The following is a 14,005-nucleotide window of genomic DNA, read 5'->3' on the forward strand; positions in this document are numbered from 1 at the left end:
GGACGTTAGTGGACCGGCAGTTCGACGCCGTCGAACAGTTCTTCCAACTCCTGCTTGTTGTGGCACTGGATGGCCTTGGCCATCACTTCGCGGGTCAGGTGCGGGGCAAACTTCTCGATGAAGTCGCACATGAAGCCACGCAGGAAGGTGCCACGACGGAAACCGATTTTGGTAATGCTCGATTCGAACAAATCGCTGGCATCGAGCATCACCAGGTCGCTGTCGAGTTTGGCATCGACCGCCATCTTCGCCACGATGCCCACACCCAGGCCCAGGCGAACGTACGTCTTGATGACGTCGGCGTCGGCGGCGGTGAACACCACTTTCGGGGTCAGGCCGCGGTGGCTGAAGGCTTCGTCGAGCTTCGAACGGCCGGTGAAACCGAACACGTACGTCACGATCGGGTATTCAGCGAGGGCTTCGAGGGTCAGCTTCGACAGCTTGGTCAGCGGGTGCCCCTGAGGCACGACCACGCAGCGGTTCCAGCGATAGCACGGCATCATCACCAGATCACCGAACAGCTCCAGGGCTTCGGTGGCGATGGCGAAATCCACGGTGCCGTCAGCGGCCATTTCGGCGATTTGCATCGGCGAACCCTGGTGCATGTGCAGGGCGACGTCCGGGTATTGCTTGATGAAATTGCTGATCACCGGTGGCAACGCATAACGCGCCTGGGTGTGCGTGGTGGCGATCGACAGGGTGCCTTTCTTCTCGTTGGAGAATTCCTGGGCGATCTGCTTGATGCTTTCAACTTTGCGCAGGATCTCGCCGGCGGTGGTGATGATGCGCTCGCCGGCCGGGGTGACGCGGGTCAGGTGCTTGCCGCTGCGGGCGAAGACCTCGACGCCCAGTTCGTCTTCCAGCAGTCGGATCTGTTTACTGATGCCCGGTTGCGAGGTGTAAAGGCTTTGGGCTGTAGCGGAAACGTTGAGGTCGTGGTGCGCCACTTCCCAGATGTAGCGCAATTGTTGAAGCTTCATATGAATCCCTCAAAGCAGGTAGACGCCACGGGCATCAGCGACGGTATATAACTATATTAATGGTTTGAAGAATAAATCTAGAACTTTTTTATCAAACCGCCACTATTCGTGCTCGGGTGTATTGGCGAGGCAGGACGCTAACGATCCCCTTGGCGACGGCGTTCCACCAGCGGCACCAGATAGACCGGCACTCTCGCCAACTGCAACACCCGCGCGGCGGTCCGGCCCAAGGGCGTATCCGCGCCAGCACCATGGCTATGACTACCTACGATCAACAAATCCACCGAGAGTTTCTGCGCCTGCTCGAGAATCACCTGCGACGGATCGCCCTGAAGCACCCGCACCGCTTGTATCCGCTCCAGATCCTGCGCGCCCTCGTCCCCCAGTTCTTCACGAAAGCTGTCGAGCACCCGCTGCTCGATATTGGCAATGACGGTGTTCAGGCCCTGACTGTGAAACTCATTCAGCGCCTGCTCGTCGAGGTAACTTTGAAGTACTGACTCGGCAAACAATCCCATGGGCTCAACCGCATGCACCACATACAGGTCGGCATTGAATGTCCGAGCCAGTGCCAGGGCATGCTGCATCACTAAAGGTGCGTACAGGCCGAGGTCAGTGGCATACAGCATCGAACGAATCATATGACCTCCTCGAGTGCCAACAATGGCGGAGATTGATTCAGCTTAGCAGTGCCTTGGCGAGTACGACGGACCGCGTAACGCGTTGAACGGCGGGCTTAAACCTTTTGCTCGTTGCTTATGCCATGCGGTACGTGACCGGTGGCGACGACTTCGCGGGCCAATTCGCAATGGCCGGCCTGGTCATCGAAAAACACGTCGGCGGCAAAGGCTTCGAGGAAGGCCGACTTGGTCAGGCCGCCGAGAAACAGCGACTCATCCAGACGAATATCCCACTCGCGCAAGGTGCGAATCACCCGCTCATGGGCCGGCGCCGATCGCGCCGTCACCAGCGCGGTGCGGATCGGACAGGCGTCATCCGGGAACTCGCGCTGCAACAAATTGAGGGCCGCCAGAAAGCCTTTGAACGGGCCTCCACGCAACGGCTCGCGGGCAGCTTCACGCTCGCTGGCCTGAAACGCTTCCAGGCCACCGGCCTGATAAACCCGCTCGGATTCGTCGGAAAACAGCACCGCGTCGCCGTCAAAGGCAATGCGCAATTCATCGCTGGCCGCGCGGCTGGCGCCCCCGGACAGAATGGTCGCCGCGGCGAATCCGGCATCCAGTGCGCTGCGCACGTCTTCGGCATGGGTGGAGAGAAACAGGTCGCAGCCAAAGGCCTTGAGGTACGGATACGGACTGCGCCCGCCGACAAACGCCGCACGGGAAATCGCCAGCCCATAGTGGTGAATCGAGTTGAACACCCGCAGACCGGTGTCGGCACTGTTGCGCGACACCAGGATCACCTCGACCCGGGCGCGGCCGAGGCTGGTGTTCAGGTTGAGGAGTTTTTGCACCAACGGAAAAGCGTCGCCGGGTTCGAGGATTTCGTCTTCGTGTTCGATTTGATATTGCCGATAGGCTTCGACGCCACTCGACAGATAGACCTTGTGGCTTTCGCTCAAGTCGAACAGCGCGCGTGACGAAATCGCCAGCACCAGCTTGTCGTCGATAGTCTTTGCCATGCCCTTCCCCCTCAGGTTGATCGACTCAAGTGTTACGTCGATCGATAAAACTCAAACTGCGATACAAGGCTTCGATGCGCGGCAACTCGCACCCGGCCGCTTTGGCCGCCGCCAATGGCCGGGCGTAAATCGCGGCCAGCTCCAGCGGACGCTTGTGCAAGAAATCGTGGTACATGCTCGGCCAGTAGTCGGGCATCTTCTCGGTCTCCATGAACAGATGGTCGGCATAACCGGCCGGCATGTCATGACCGCAGGCCTTGGCCCCCTGAACCACTTCGGCCATCAGCGCCTTGATCAGCTCCCGGCTGTCGGCATCGGCCATCAACGGCGTGGTGCTGGCCCCGAGCAGCACCGACAGACCGTTGTAAGGGATATTCCAGACCAGTTTTTGCCAGCGCGCCTGGTGCAGGTTCGGCATCGCCTGGGAGTCGATGCCGGCGGCGCGGAACAGTCCGGCACCCTCCTCGACAATCGCCCCGCGCGCCTGCTCATCGCTTGCGGGGCCGCTGTGATAGCCGACATTCACCGCGCCGAGCGCCTGATGGGTAATCACGCCGGGGCCCTCGCGGTGGACACAGATAAAGCAGAGCCCGCCGAGCAAGTGCAGCGAATCAGGAAGCACATCACGCAGGCTGTCTTCAACGTCCAGGCCATTTTGCAACAGCAGCACCTTGGCATTCGGCGCTGCAACTTGAGTGATGACCGGCGCCAGGTCCGCGTTACTGGTGGTCTTCGCGCCCACCAGCAGCCAGTCGCAGGGCGGCATGTCTTCAGCCGTCGAATAGGCCTGGACCGGATTCAACGTCAACGCGCCGTGTACCGCGCTGTCGAGTTGCAGCCCACGTTCGGCCACCGCCGAAAACTCGCTGCGCAACAGAAAATGCACGTCGAAGCCGGCGCGCGCCAGCATCAACCCGTAGAACCCGCCGATCGCACCGGTCCCGATAATACCGATTGTCGGTTTCGCAACTGCCCCCATCATGGCAACTCCTCTGCAATTCGACTCAGTGCCTGACCCACGGCCACATTGAGCTCGGTGCTGGTCAGGCGCGATTTAAGTGCCCCGAAGACCGCCCCGTCGCGCACCCAAACAGCGCCGGCAAATGAAAGCCTGATAACGCCCGCCCACCCCGCCATTGTTCCCGGCGTCGATCCAGCACAGTCGATCGACCTGCAGATCGAGCCGTGGCAATTGCTCACGGGCAAAACGGCAACTGGCACAGCCGACGCTGGTGAAAATCACCAGCGACACACCGCTCATCGCCAGCAGCCGCTGGTCGGCGTCGAAATCGGTCAGTTCCAATTCGACCACTATACTGGGGGAAACAATGTCAGATGGCCGACACATGGAGTCCGTGTTCATGGGACGTTTTATTCCTCACCCTGACGATGTGCCCGTTGAATTAACGTTGCTCAAACCCGAGTGTATTTCCCGGCAACAGCTGCACACTATCAGCCTCGGGGGCATGGCTTGCAATTACCACCGCGCCTGGCGCCACGGTACGGCGCTGGAAGTGCGCATGCCGACGTTGAACCCCGACCTGCGTTTTCTGGGCTATGTGGCCTGGTGTTTGCGACGCAAGCGCGGTTATCTGGTGGGCATTGCGTTTGTTGACGAGCAGATGATGTTCAGTGCGCGAATGGGTGAACAGGTGGTTCAGATCGAGCGTTACTGTCGCCTGCATGACGCGCACGATGACCTGCAGGAAACTCAGGCCCTGGCCCTCGAATGGGTCCAGCAGCATGCCGACGAGTTCTCTCACGAGACGGTTCGCAGGGCATTCGCGCAGGCGGTGCTGGATTAAAGGGCGTTCTCAATTGTTGCGATTGGCCCTTAAACCGGTGTCTGCCCATTGTCTAGCCACGGTGTAACGCGCTAAGGTTCTGCTCCCCGACGCGCTTAATTTGCTGTGCTCCGCCGCGCGGGTTCGCTGGCGGCCGGCACCCGTGACCTGACGAGTAAACGATGGCTGATTTACCGATCAACGACCTAAACGTCGCCTCCAACGAGACGCTGATCACTCCTGATCAGCTCAAGCGTGATATCCCTCTGAGCGACGCTGCCCTGCGCACCGTCACCAAGGGTCGCGAAGTCATTCGCAACATTCTTGATGGCACCGACCACCGGCTGTTCGTGGTTATCGGGCCTTGCTCGATCCACGACATCAAGGCCGCCCACGAATACGCCGAGCGCTTGAAAGCCCTCGCGGCGGAAGTGTCCGATACCTTGTATCTGGTCATGCGCGTGTATTTCGAGAAGCCACGCACCACAGTCGGCTGGAAAGGTTTGATCAACGACCCGTACCTGGACGACTCGTTCAAGATTCAGGACGGCCTGCACATTGGCCGCCAGCTGCTGCTGGACCTGGCCGAAATGGGCCTGCCAACCGCGACCGAAGCCCTCGACCCGATCTCCCCGCAGTACCTGCAGGACCTGATCAGCTGGTCGGCCATCGGCGCACGCACCACCGAATCCCAGACTCACCGTGAAATGGCGTCCGGCCTGTCTTCGGCGGTCGGCTTCAAGAACGGCACCGACGGCGGCCTGACCGTGGCGATCAACGCCTTGCAGTCGGTTTCCAGCCCGCACCGTTTCCTGGGCATCAACCAGGAAGGTGGCGTGTCGATCGTCACCACCAAGGGCAACGCCTACGGTCACGTGGTGCTGCGCGGTGGCAACGGCAAGCCGAACTACGATTCGGTCAGCGTCGCGCTCTGCGAGCAAGCGCTGAACAAAGCGAAGATCAAGCCGAACATCATGGTCGATTGCAGCCACGCCAACTCCAACAAGGACCCGGCCCTGCAACCGCTGGTGATGGAGAACGTCGCCAACCAGATCCTCGAAGGCAACAAGTCGATCATCGGCCTGATGGTTGAAAGCCACCTGAACTGGGGCTGCCAGTCGATCCCGAAAGACCTCGCCGACCTGCAATACGGCGTGTCGATCACCGATGCCTGCATCGATTGGTCCGCGACCGAAAACACCTTGCGCAGCATGCACGCCAAGCTCAAGGACGTGCTGCCGAAACGCGATCGCAGCTGATCGTTCTTTTTTCGGGCACAAAAAAACGCCGGGCTTAACCCGGCGTTTTTTTATGCGCAGCGTTTACTGGCTCAGTTTCGCAGCGTGCCGCTGATGACGCTCCATGTAGCGCTCCACGTAGGAGCACGATGGAATGACGGTGTAGCCCATTTCCTCGGCGTACTGCAGCGCCTGCTCGGTCAATGCCGCGGCGATGCCGCGCCCCCGCAGTGCATTGGGCACAAACGTGCGATAGATATCCAGGGTCTGTTTCCCCAGATCCATATAGGTCAGGTAGGCACGATGACCGTCCACATTGGTCTCGAACTGATGACCAGCCTGGTCATGGTGGATGGACAACGCCTCGCTCATCACTACTCCTCGCGGGTCTTGAATTCTGACCCCTACCTTACCGATGTTTTTCCGGCGAAGGAACATCTACGCCACCTCGTGCCTGAATGGACACCGAGAAGAGCTGCACCGATCTCGCGCAACCGAGCACGTATCAAATAGTAGGCACCATTGGCAAAAATGCTCAAGATACGCTCGTCATCACGCGGGTGGGCGGGTGCTGCTCCGGGTTACGCAGGGTAGGCTCGACCCAATGTAGCTGAAGGTCGATAGCCTGAACATTGCCGGATGTTGAGACTTAAGACGAGCGCCCTTTGTTAAAGTCACCTGAACATGGAGAAAGATATGAGAGGCGTCGCACGAAATCCGAACAAAAGTGTAGACGAATCCATATAGACAGACTTTAGCCAAGATGGCGAAAAGACTAGCGAGCGCTGGGAACTTTTCTTTCCCGGCTCGCTCAGCTCGGGCCTCCCAGCTGGATATTTTTTAAACAATGCAGTTAAAAGTTGCTCGAAAAAGAATCAACGCCTACAATTTTTTTTGCTTCTTGCTTTACGTCAGTTTACTTACGACAAGTAATGGGTAGTATGTACGCCGGCTATTTCCTCACTCTGAGGAGACAGCTACTTAATAGAAAGTCCTTGAAGGGGAACACGATGAACAACGTTCTGAAATTCTCTGCTCTGGCTCTGGCCGCAGTTCTGGCTACCGGTTGCAGCAGCGCATCGAAAGAAACCGAAGCACGTCTGACAGCTACTGAAGACGCAGCTGCTCGCTCCCAGGCTCGTGCAGACGAAGCTTACCGTAAAGCTGATGAAGCTCTGGCTGCTGCTCAAAAAGCACAACAGACTGCTGACGAAGCTAACGAGCGTGCTCTGCGCATGCTGGACAAAGCTAGCCGCAAGTAATAGTCCTTCGGGATTATTATCAAGCCGACCCATTCTTGGGTCGGCTTTTTTATTGCCCGGGGTTTGGTACAGGCAATAAAAAACCCGCCGGCGCGGTCAGCGTCGGCGGGCTTTTTCAAGCGTTACTGCAGCGGGTCGATCGGCGCGCTCGTCACCATCGTCGCGGATGTATTCGGCACGGCGATTTCCACCGGCAGGCCATCTTCAGCGGCGACCACGTCGCGCACCACGTCCCAGTTCATGCGCAAGTTGTTGGTGATGTCTTCACGCTTGAGCATCGCGTTGATCACCGCGGTGTGCTTGTCGACCACCGACGGGTTGCCGTTGTCATCCAGCGGCGTGTGCGCTTCGAGATACACCTTGCCGCCACTCACGCCAAACTTGTACGGGTCGTTGATGATCCGCACCGACGTACCCACCGGCACCATGCTGGCCATTTCCAGTACGTTGTTGTTGAACATCCGGAAGCAGCCGTGGCTGGTGCGCATGCCGATGCCGAACTTTTTGTTCGAGCCATGGATCAGGTAGCCCGGTGTGCCCAGGCTGAACTTGAACGGCCCCAGCGGGTTATCCGGGCCGGCTGGCACCACATTCGGCAACGGGTCACCATCGGCGGCGTGCTCGGCCTTGATCGACGCTGGAGGGGTCCAGGTCGGGTTCGGCGTTTTGGCGGTGATGGTGGTGTGGGCGATCGGCGACCCCCAACCCTCACGACCGATGCCCAGCGGGAAGGTGTACACCACGTTCCGGCCTTTCGGGTAGTAATAGAGACGGTACTCAGCCAGGTTGATCACGATGCCTTCACGCGGGCCCGGCGGCAAAATAAAGCGCGTCGGCAGAATGATTTCGGTGCCGGCGCCCGGCAGCCAGGCGTCGACGCCCGGGTTGGCCGCGACCATTTCCGAATAACCCAGATCGTAGGTGGTGCCAAGGTCAGCGAAGGTATCTTCGTACTTGGCCTTGATGACCTGCACCTGGCCGATGATGTCTTCACCGGGCGGTGGCAGAGGCAGCTCCAATGCTGAAGCGGGACCGGCCACACAGAGGGCGGCAAGAGTCAGGCAGCGGGTGACGGCAGGAAAACGCGGCAACATCCGGAAAATCCTTCGCATGATCGACAAGGGTATAAAAACGGGATTGTACACCGGCGTCCGGAATTTCGGGGAGTTGGCCGATAGCCAGCTATCTTTATCACTCTAAAGCTCGAAGCGCAGCTCCGGCCAGATCGGCGATGTGCCGCGTTTTTGCGATTCCAGAATGGCCCGGCACAGCGAACACAGGCGCTGGTCCTGGAACACTCTGCGGTCGACGCTCGACCAGCGCGGCTGTGCGGGCAACAGGCTGCCGCACAAGGTCCGGTCCGCCGAGCCACCCAGCTCCAGTTGACGGGTCACCAGATGTACCCGCACTTCCTGGCAGGCGAACAGATCCAGCTGTTCGTCAGGCTCGATCAGTTGATAGGCAAAAAGTGACCAGGCGGGACGCGGCATCGGGGGCTCCAAATCGGGGGCGCCACCTTAGCCGAAACACCGCCACGAGAAAAGCGTCAAAGCAGCGGTTTCAGTGTCGGCCAGACATTTTCCAGCAACTTGTCCTGAGCCCCGGCAGCCGGGTGCAAGCCATCGGCCTGCATCAAGTCCGGATGGCCGCCCACGCCATCGAGAAAAAACGGCACCAGCGGGATGTTTTTCTCGCTCGCGACGTTGGTGTAGACCTTCGCAAAAGCCTCGGTGTAACGCACGCCATAATTGGGTGGCAATTGCATGCCCAGCAGCAGCACTTTTGCGCCACTGGCGCGGGAGCTGTCGATCATCGCTGCAAGGTTTTGTTGCAATTGTGTTGGCAGCAATCCACGCAGCCCGTCGTTGCCGCCCAATTCGAGGATCACCAGTTCCGGCTTATGCTCTGCAAGCAGCGCTGGCAGGCGCGCCTGGCCTCCGGCACTGGTGTCGCCGCTGATGGACGCGTTGACCACTTTATCGTCGAAACCTTCGCGCTTGAGCCGTTGCTCGAGCAGCGACACCCACCCCAAGCGGGTATCCAGGCCGAAACCGGCGCTGATACTATCGCCAACGATCAGGACAGTACCCGCCGCTGCGTTCTGGGCCATGCACATCAAGGCCAGGCCAGCACTCAAAAACCACACACGCATCGGATTCTCCATGGGCGCAAGTATTCTCACCGCGAAGAACCTCAGCAAAGTGGTCCCCAGCGCGGAAGGTGAACTGACTATCCTGCACGAACTCAGCCTGGAACTGAACAAGGGCGACAGCCTGGCCATCGTCGGCGCCTCCGGTTCCGGCAAATCCACCCTCCTCGGCCTGCTCGCCGGCCTTGACCTGCCGAGCAGCGGCGAAGCCACCCTCGCCGGCCAGGCCCTGAGCAATCTCGACGAAGACCAACGGGCGCGCATCCGCGCCGAGCATGTGGGTTTCGTTTTTCAATCCTTCCAGTTGCTCGACAGTCTTAATGCCCTGGAAAACGTCATGCTGCCGCTGGAACTCGATGGCCGCAAAGATGCGCGTGAGCGCGCCACCGAGTTGCTGCAACGGGTGGGCCTCGGCCAGCGCCTGACTCACTCGCCGCGCCAGCTCTCGGGCGGTGAGCAGCAGCGCGTGGCGATTGCTCGAGCCTTTGCCGCCGAACCCGATGTGCTGTTCGCCGACGAACCCACTGGCAACCTCGACAGCCACACCGGCGAGCGCATCAGCGACTTGCTGTTCGAACTCAACCAGGAACGCGGCACGACCCTAGTGCTGGTGACCCACGACGAACGCCTGGCACATCGCTGTCGGCGCCTGATCCGCCTTGAAGCCGGCCTGCTGGTCGCCCCTCTGGAGCCTTGATGGCACGCCTGCCGCTGTTGCGCCTGTTCAGTCTCGCCATCCGCCAATTACTGCGCGATGCCCGCGCCGGTGAGTTGCGCGTGTTGTTTTTCGCCTTGCTGGTGGCTGTGGCGGCGAGTACCGCCATCGGTTACTTCGGCGCCCGCCTGAACGGCGCCATGATGTTGCGCGCCACTGAGTTTCTCGGTGCCGACCTGTTGCTCGAAGGCAGCTCGCCGGCGCGGCCCGAGCAGATAAAGAGCGGCACCGAGCTGGGCCTCGAACATGCGCAGGTGGTGGAATTTTCCAGCGTCATCGCCACCGACAACGGCATCCAGCTGTCCAGCATCAAGGCTGCCGATGATGTCTACCCCTTGCGCGGCGAACTGAAAAGCGCCCCCGCGCCCTTCGCCCCGGAAGAATCCGGCGGCGGACCGAAGCCCGGCGAAGCCTGGGTTGAAGCGCGGTTGCTGACTGCGCTGGACTTGAAGATCGGCGACAGCATCGACGTCGGCCTGCGCACCCTGAGACTGGCGCGAGTGCTGACCTACGAACCGGACCGCGCAGGCAATTTCTACAGCCTGACACCGCGAGTGCTGATCAACCTCAGTGACCTCGCCGCGACTGGCGTGGTGCAACCCGGCAGTCGGGTCAGTTACCGCGAACTCTGGCGGGGCAAAGCCGAGTCGCTGGAAACCTATCGTCAACTGATCAAACCCGGGCTGGCGCCCAACCAACGTATTCAGGATGCCCGCGACGGCAACCGACAGATCGGCGGTGCCTTGGGCAAGGCCGAGCGCTACTTGAATATGGCCAGTCTGGTGGCGGTTCTGCTGGCCGGTGGGGCGGTGGCCTTGTCGGCGCCGCGCTTCGCCCCCCGCCGCTTCGATGCCAGTGCATTGCTGCGATGCCTGGGACTTTCCCGTCGGGAAACCATGGTCCTGTTCAGTTTGCAGCTGACGGTGCTCGGACTGCTCGCCAGTATCAGCGGTGCCTTCATCGGCTGGCTGGCGCAGCTTGGGCTGTTCGCACTGCTGCATGATTTGCTGCCGACCGACGTACCACCGGGCGGTCTGTTTCCAGCCATTGCGGGGATCGGCACCGGGCTGGTGGCGCTGGCCGGTTTTGCCTTGCCGCCGCTGGCTGCACTCGGTCGCGTTCCGCCATTACGGGTTTTGCGCCGGGACATGCTGCCGATTCCATCCAGTACCTGGATGGTCTACGGCGCAGCCTTGGGCGCGCTCGGGCTGATCATGTGGCGCCTGAGCCTGGACCTGGTGCTGACCTTCGCCCTGCTCGGCGGTGGCGTGATCGCCGCGCTGGTACTGGGTGGTTTGCTGTTGCTGCTGCTGAAAAGTTTGCGCCGGATGCTCGCCCGCGCCTCCTTGCCGTGGCGCCTCGGACTCGGCCAGTTGCTGCGCCACCCGCTGGCGGCGGCGGGCCAAGCCCTGGCCTTCGGCTTGATTCTGCTGTCCATGGCGTTGATCGCCTTGTTGCGCGGCGAGCTGCTGGACACCTGGCAGAACCAGTTGCCGAAAAACGCTCCGAACTATTTCGCGCTGAACATCCTGCCCGCCGACAAACAGGCCTTCACCGATCGCTTGATCGAGCTGTCGGCGCAATCGGCGCCGCTTTACCCGGTGGTGCCGGGGCGACTGATCAGCATCAACGGCGAGCCGGTGCAAGCAATCGTCAGCAAGGATTCGGCCGGTGATCGAGCAATCCAGCGTGACCTGAGCCTGACCTGGGCCGCGGACCTGCCGGCAGGCAACAAGCTCACGGCGGGCAACTGGTGGACCGAACAAACGCCGGATGAGGTTCCCGGCGTATCGGTGGAAGGCAAAGTCGCCGAAAGCCTGAAACTCAAGCTGGGCGATCACATGGTCTTTACCGTCGGCGGGGTCAATCGCGAAGCGAAAGTCACCAGCCTGCGGGAGATCAACTGGGACAACTTCCAGCCGAACTTCTTCATGATCTTCCAGCCCGGCACGTTGAAGGATTTGCCGGCGACTTACCTGACCAGTTTCTATCTGGCAGCGGGTCATGATCAGCAAATCGTCGACCTGTCCCGCAGCTTTCCGGCGGTCACCATTCTGCAAGTCGAAGCCTTGCTGGAGCAGCTGCGCAGCATCCTCGCCCAAGTCACCCTGGCGGTGGAATACGTGCTGTTGTTCGTGTTGGCGGCGGGGATGGCGGTGTTGTTCTCGGGTCTGCAAGCAACGCTCGATGAACGCATTCGCCAAGGCGCCTTGTTACGCGCGCTGGGGGCCGAGCGGCAGTTATTGGTCAAGGCCCGGCGAATCGAGTTCGGTTTGCTCGGCGCGGTCAGCGGCCTGTTGGCGGCGCTGGGGTCGGAACTGGTGAGCCTGGTGCTCTACCGTTATGCCTTCGACCTGCCGTGGCATCCGCATCCGTGGTTGTTGGTGTTGCCGCTGATCGGCGCCGTGCTGATCGGCGGAGCCGGTGTATTCGGCACCCGCCGCGCCTTGAACGCCAGCCCCCTGACAGTCCTGCGCGAGGGTTGATAGACTCAGCCACAAGCACTTAACCACAAGAAGCTGTCATGAGCCGTTATCGCCCTCCCCGCCCCGCCGGCACCGCGCTGATCACCCCCGAGGGGGAAGCGCGGATGCGAGCCGAGTTTCATGAACTCTGGCATGTTCGGCGACCGCAAGTGACGCAGTCAGTCAGCGAGGCTGCGGCACAGGGCGATCGCTCGGAAAATGCCGAATACACCTATGGCAAAAAGATGCTGCGCGAGATCGACAGTCGCGTGCGTTTTCTCACCAAGCGGCTGGAAGCGCTCAAGGTTGTCAGCGAAAAGCCCAGCGATCCAAACAAGGTCTATTTTGGTGCCTGGGTCACGATCGAAAACGAGGACGGCAAAGAGTCGCGCTATCGCATCGTCGGGCCGGACGAGCTGGACTTGAAACTGGGCCTGATCAGCATCGACTCCCCACTGGCACGCGCACTGATCGGCAAGGCGCTCGACGCTGAAGTCCGGGTCCAGACACCTGATGGTGAGCAGTGCGTGTACATCGTGGCGATTGACTATCCCTGAACCTTAACGGCGGGTAATCAGTCCCTGCCGGGCAACGCGGGTCAGTTGTTTGATCACTTCGGGGGCGTCTTCGAGACTCGGTGATTGAATCACCGCCAGATCGAAGCTGTCGCTGGCAAATCGTGCCAGGGATTCGCCGTCTTCGACAAACTGGATCAGGAACGCGGCAGGTCCACCGGTACGACGTGGCCAGCCATCGAGATAACGCAAGAGCGTTGGCTGATGTTTGCCGCCAAGCAGGATCTTTGGATTGCGCTGGGTGAGATGTGCCGTGATCGGCGCGGGACGTATAACGGGGCTTAGTGCATTCATTGTGTCGTGTCTCTGCCTCAAAAGTCTGCATGGCAGGTGAGAGGCAACACCGAACCAGCGCTTTAGCGGTATTTCGAAGCTTGCTGCAAGCTTCTATCGGTAACTGGATGAGTTACCTGGCGCCCCGCAAGTAGCTGTTTAAATCGGCGCATGGGCAACATCCTAGAGAAGCTGACTGGACAGTGTCAAGAATTGCGGTTAACAAAAAGGCCTGTGCGGCGGGGCTGTTTGATTTGGGTGTATATCCGTTATTTGGGTGATGGCTGCTATTGGTTTCGCCCTTACGGCGAGTCACTTGGACGAGCCCCAAGTAACCAAGGGCTCTTGCCCCGCCATTCGGCCTCTCGAGGGTGCGGTGCATCAAAATCAAAAACACGGCGGCCTGGAGGCCGGCCTGATTGGGGAATACGCATTCCCCTGTAGGAGCGAGCTTGCTCGCGAAGAACGTCAACGATGACGCGTTTTAACAGGATAAACGCGGTGCCTGTGGGTCCATCGCGAGCAAGCTCGCTCCTACAGGGGGCGGCGATTTCAGACGCTGCGTTCGCTTTTGATCTTGCCGTTGCTTTGCTTTGGCTTCAGATCTGCCGCCCCTTTCCCAGAGGCCGAACGCAGGCGTTGCGCAGGGGGCACCGCGGCAAGGATGCCGCGGTAGCCGCCCCCGGCCCAGAGTGTGCAAAAACGTGGAAACAAACCCTTGCTATGATTTCCCAGAATTTATCGCAAGGGTCGCCCATGAAACGCTTCATCCAAGGTGAACATCGAGGTCAAAGTACCTTGCTCCCCGAGAGCCTGGACGATTACGTCAGCGACACCAATCCGGTGCGTGTTGTCGATGTCTTCGTGGATGAGCTCGACCTTATCACCTTGGGTTTTGAAAGCGCTGTTCCGGCTGAAACGG

15 protein-coding genes and 2 pseudogenes are annotated in these 14,005 nt (G+C 60.2%); 7 read left to right on the forward strand and 10 right to left on the reverse strand.

Features of this window, described 5'->3' with window-relative positions:
• Positions 1-5: 5 nt before the first annotated feature.
• From cysB to AEQ67_RS09620, 5 genes and pseudogenes are all read right to left on the reverse strand, one after another.
• Positions 6-980, reverse strand: coding sequence for an HTH-type transcriptional regulator CysB (gene cysB / locus AEQ67_RS09600; protein ID WP_008148549.1), 975 nt, complete (start codon positions 978-980; stop codon positions 6-8).
• A 137-nt stretch (positions 981-1,117) separates the two neighbouring features.
• On the reverse strand, positions 1,118-1,621 hold the full coding sequence (locus AEQ67_RS09605; RefSeq protein WP_059403652.1) for a universal stress protein: 504 nt from the start codon (positions 1,619-1,621) through the stop codon (positions 1,118-1,120).
• A gap of 95 nt (positions 1,622-1,716) precedes the next feature.
• On the reverse strand, positions 1,717-2,622 hold the full coding sequence (locus AEQ67_RS09610) for a 5'-nucleotidase (RefSeq protein ID WP_059403653.1): 906 nt from the start codon (positions 2,620-2,622) through the stop codon (positions 1,717-1,719).
• A gap of 25 nt (positions 2,623-2,647) precedes the next feature.
• Positions 2,648-3,604 carry a putative 2-dehydropantoate 2-reductase gene (locus AEQ67_RS09615; RefSeq protein ID WP_059403654.1) on the reverse strand — a complete coding sequence of 319 codons (957 nt, stop codon included), beginning with the start codon at positions 3,602-3,604 and terminating at the stop codon, positions 2,648-2,650.
• Positions 3,601-3,985: pseudogene (locus AEQ67_RS09620) on the reverse strand (thioredoxin). Before AEQ67_RS09620 ends, AEQ67_RS09615 begins: the two are co-directional and overlap by 4 nt.
• Between AEQ67_RS09620 and AEQ67_RS09625 the strand changes: the two are divergent.
• The gene (locus AEQ67_RS09625; protein ID WP_059403655.1) at positions 3,984-4,427 is read left to right on the forward strand and encodes a PilZ domain-containing protein; all 444 of its coding nucleotides are present in this window, start codon (positions 3,984-3,986) and stop codon (positions 4,425-4,427) included. The pseudogene AEQ67_RS09620 and the gene AEQ67_RS09625 sit on opposite strands and share 2 nt — an antisense overlap.
• A 161-nt stretch (positions 4,428-4,588) precedes the next feature.
• Positions 4,589-5,665, forward strand: coding sequence for a 3-deoxy-7-phosphoheptulonate synthase (locus AEQ67_RS09630; RefSeq protein WP_059403656.1), 1,077 nt, complete (start codon positions 4,589-4,591; stop codon positions 5,663-5,665).
• A 63-nt stretch (positions 5,666-5,728) separates the two neighbouring features.
• Here AEQ67_RS09630 and AEQ67_RS09635 read toward each other — a convergent pair whose 3' ends face one another.
• Positions 5,729-6,016, reverse strand: coding sequence for a GNAT family N-acetyltransferase (locus tag AEQ67_RS09635; RefSeq protein ID WP_020800382.1), 288 nt, complete (start codon positions 6,014-6,016; stop codon positions 5,729-5,731).
• Positions 6,017-6,654: 638 nt separating this feature from the next.
• Here AEQ67_RS09635 and oprI point away from each other — a divergent pair.
• Positions 6,655-6,906, forward strand: coding sequence for an outer membrane lipoprotei OprI (gene oprI, locus AEQ67_RS09640; protein WP_003199355.1), 252 nt, complete (start codon positions 6,655-6,657; stop codon positions 6,904-6,906).
• Between the two features lie 122 nt (positions 6,907-7,028).
• On the opposite strand, the gene AEQ67_RS09645 is transcribed toward oprI, so the two are convergent.
• The 3 genes from AEQ67_RS09645 to AEQ67_RS09655 all read right to left on the reverse strand — a co-directional run bounded on the left by AEQ67_RS09645 (position 7,029) and on the right by AEQ67_RS09655 (position 9,058).
• Complete coding sequence (locus AEQ67_RS09645; protein ID WP_059403657.1) at positions 7,029-8,000, reverse strand: L,D-transpeptidase family protein; 972 nt, start codon at positions 7,998-8,000, stop codon at positions 7,029-7,031.
• A gap of 102 nt (positions 8,001-8,102) precedes the next feature.
• Positions 8,103-8,396 (reverse strand): hypothetical protein, encoded by a 294-nt coding sequence (locus AEQ67_RS09650; RefSeq protein WP_003226812.1) that lies wholly within the window; start codon positions 8,394-8,396, stop codon positions 8,103-8,105.
• A 56-nt stretch (positions 8,397-8,452) separates the two neighbouring features.
• Positions 8,453-9,058 carry an arylesterase gene (locus AEQ67_RS09655; protein WP_059403658.1) on the reverse strand — a complete coding sequence of 202 codons (606 nt, stop codon included), beginning with the start codon at positions 9,056-9,058 and terminating at the stop codon, positions 8,453-8,455.
• Positions 9,059-9,068: 10 nt separating this feature from the next.
• Between AEQ67_RS09655 and AEQ67_RS09660 the strand changes: the two genes are divergently transcribed.
• Genes AEQ67_RS09660 through greB form a run of 3 tightly spaced genes read left to right on the forward strand, consistent with a single transcriptional unit; the run spans position 9,069 to position 12,792 of the window.
• Entirely contained in the window at positions 9,069-9,752 is a 684-nt protein-coding gene (locus tag AEQ67_RS09660) for an ABC transporter ATP-binding protein (RefSeq protein ID WP_059403659.1), read from the forward strand.
• Positions 9,752-12,256, forward strand: a complete 2,505-nt coding sequence (locus AEQ67_RS09665) for an ABC transporter permease (protein ID WP_059403660.1) — start codon at positions 9,752-9,754, stop codon at positions 12,254-12,256. Before AEQ67_RS09660 ends, AEQ67_RS09665 begins: the two co-directional genes overlap by 1 nt.
• Positions 12,257-12,294: 38 nt before the next feature.
• A complete protein-coding gene (gene greB / locus AEQ67_RS09670) occupies positions 12,295-12,792 on the forward strand; it encodes a transcription elongation factor GreB (RefSeq protein WP_059403661.1) in 498 nt (165 codons plus the stop codon).
• 3 nt (positions 12,793-12,795) lie between these two features.
• Here the strand turns inward: greB and AEQ67_RS09675 are convergent, their stop codons facing one another.
• Positions 12,796-13,104 (reverse strand): hypothetical protein, encoded by a 309-nt coding sequence (locus AEQ67_RS09675; protein ID WP_059403662.1) that lies wholly within the window; start codon positions 13,102-13,104, stop codon positions 12,796-12,798.
• A 735-nt stretch (positions 13,105-13,839) separates the two neighbouring features.
• Between AEQ67_RS09675 and AEQ67_RS34910 the strand changes: the two are divergent.
• Positions 13,840-14,005: pseudogene (locus tag AEQ67_RS34910) on the forward strand (IS5/IS1182 family transposase); the annotation flags it as partial.

Source organism: Pseudomonas sp. RIT-PI-q (assembly GCF_001297125.1).
Taxonomy (GTDB): Bacteria; Pseudomonadota; Gammaproteobacteria; order Pseudomonadales; family Pseudomonadaceae; genus Aquipseudomonas.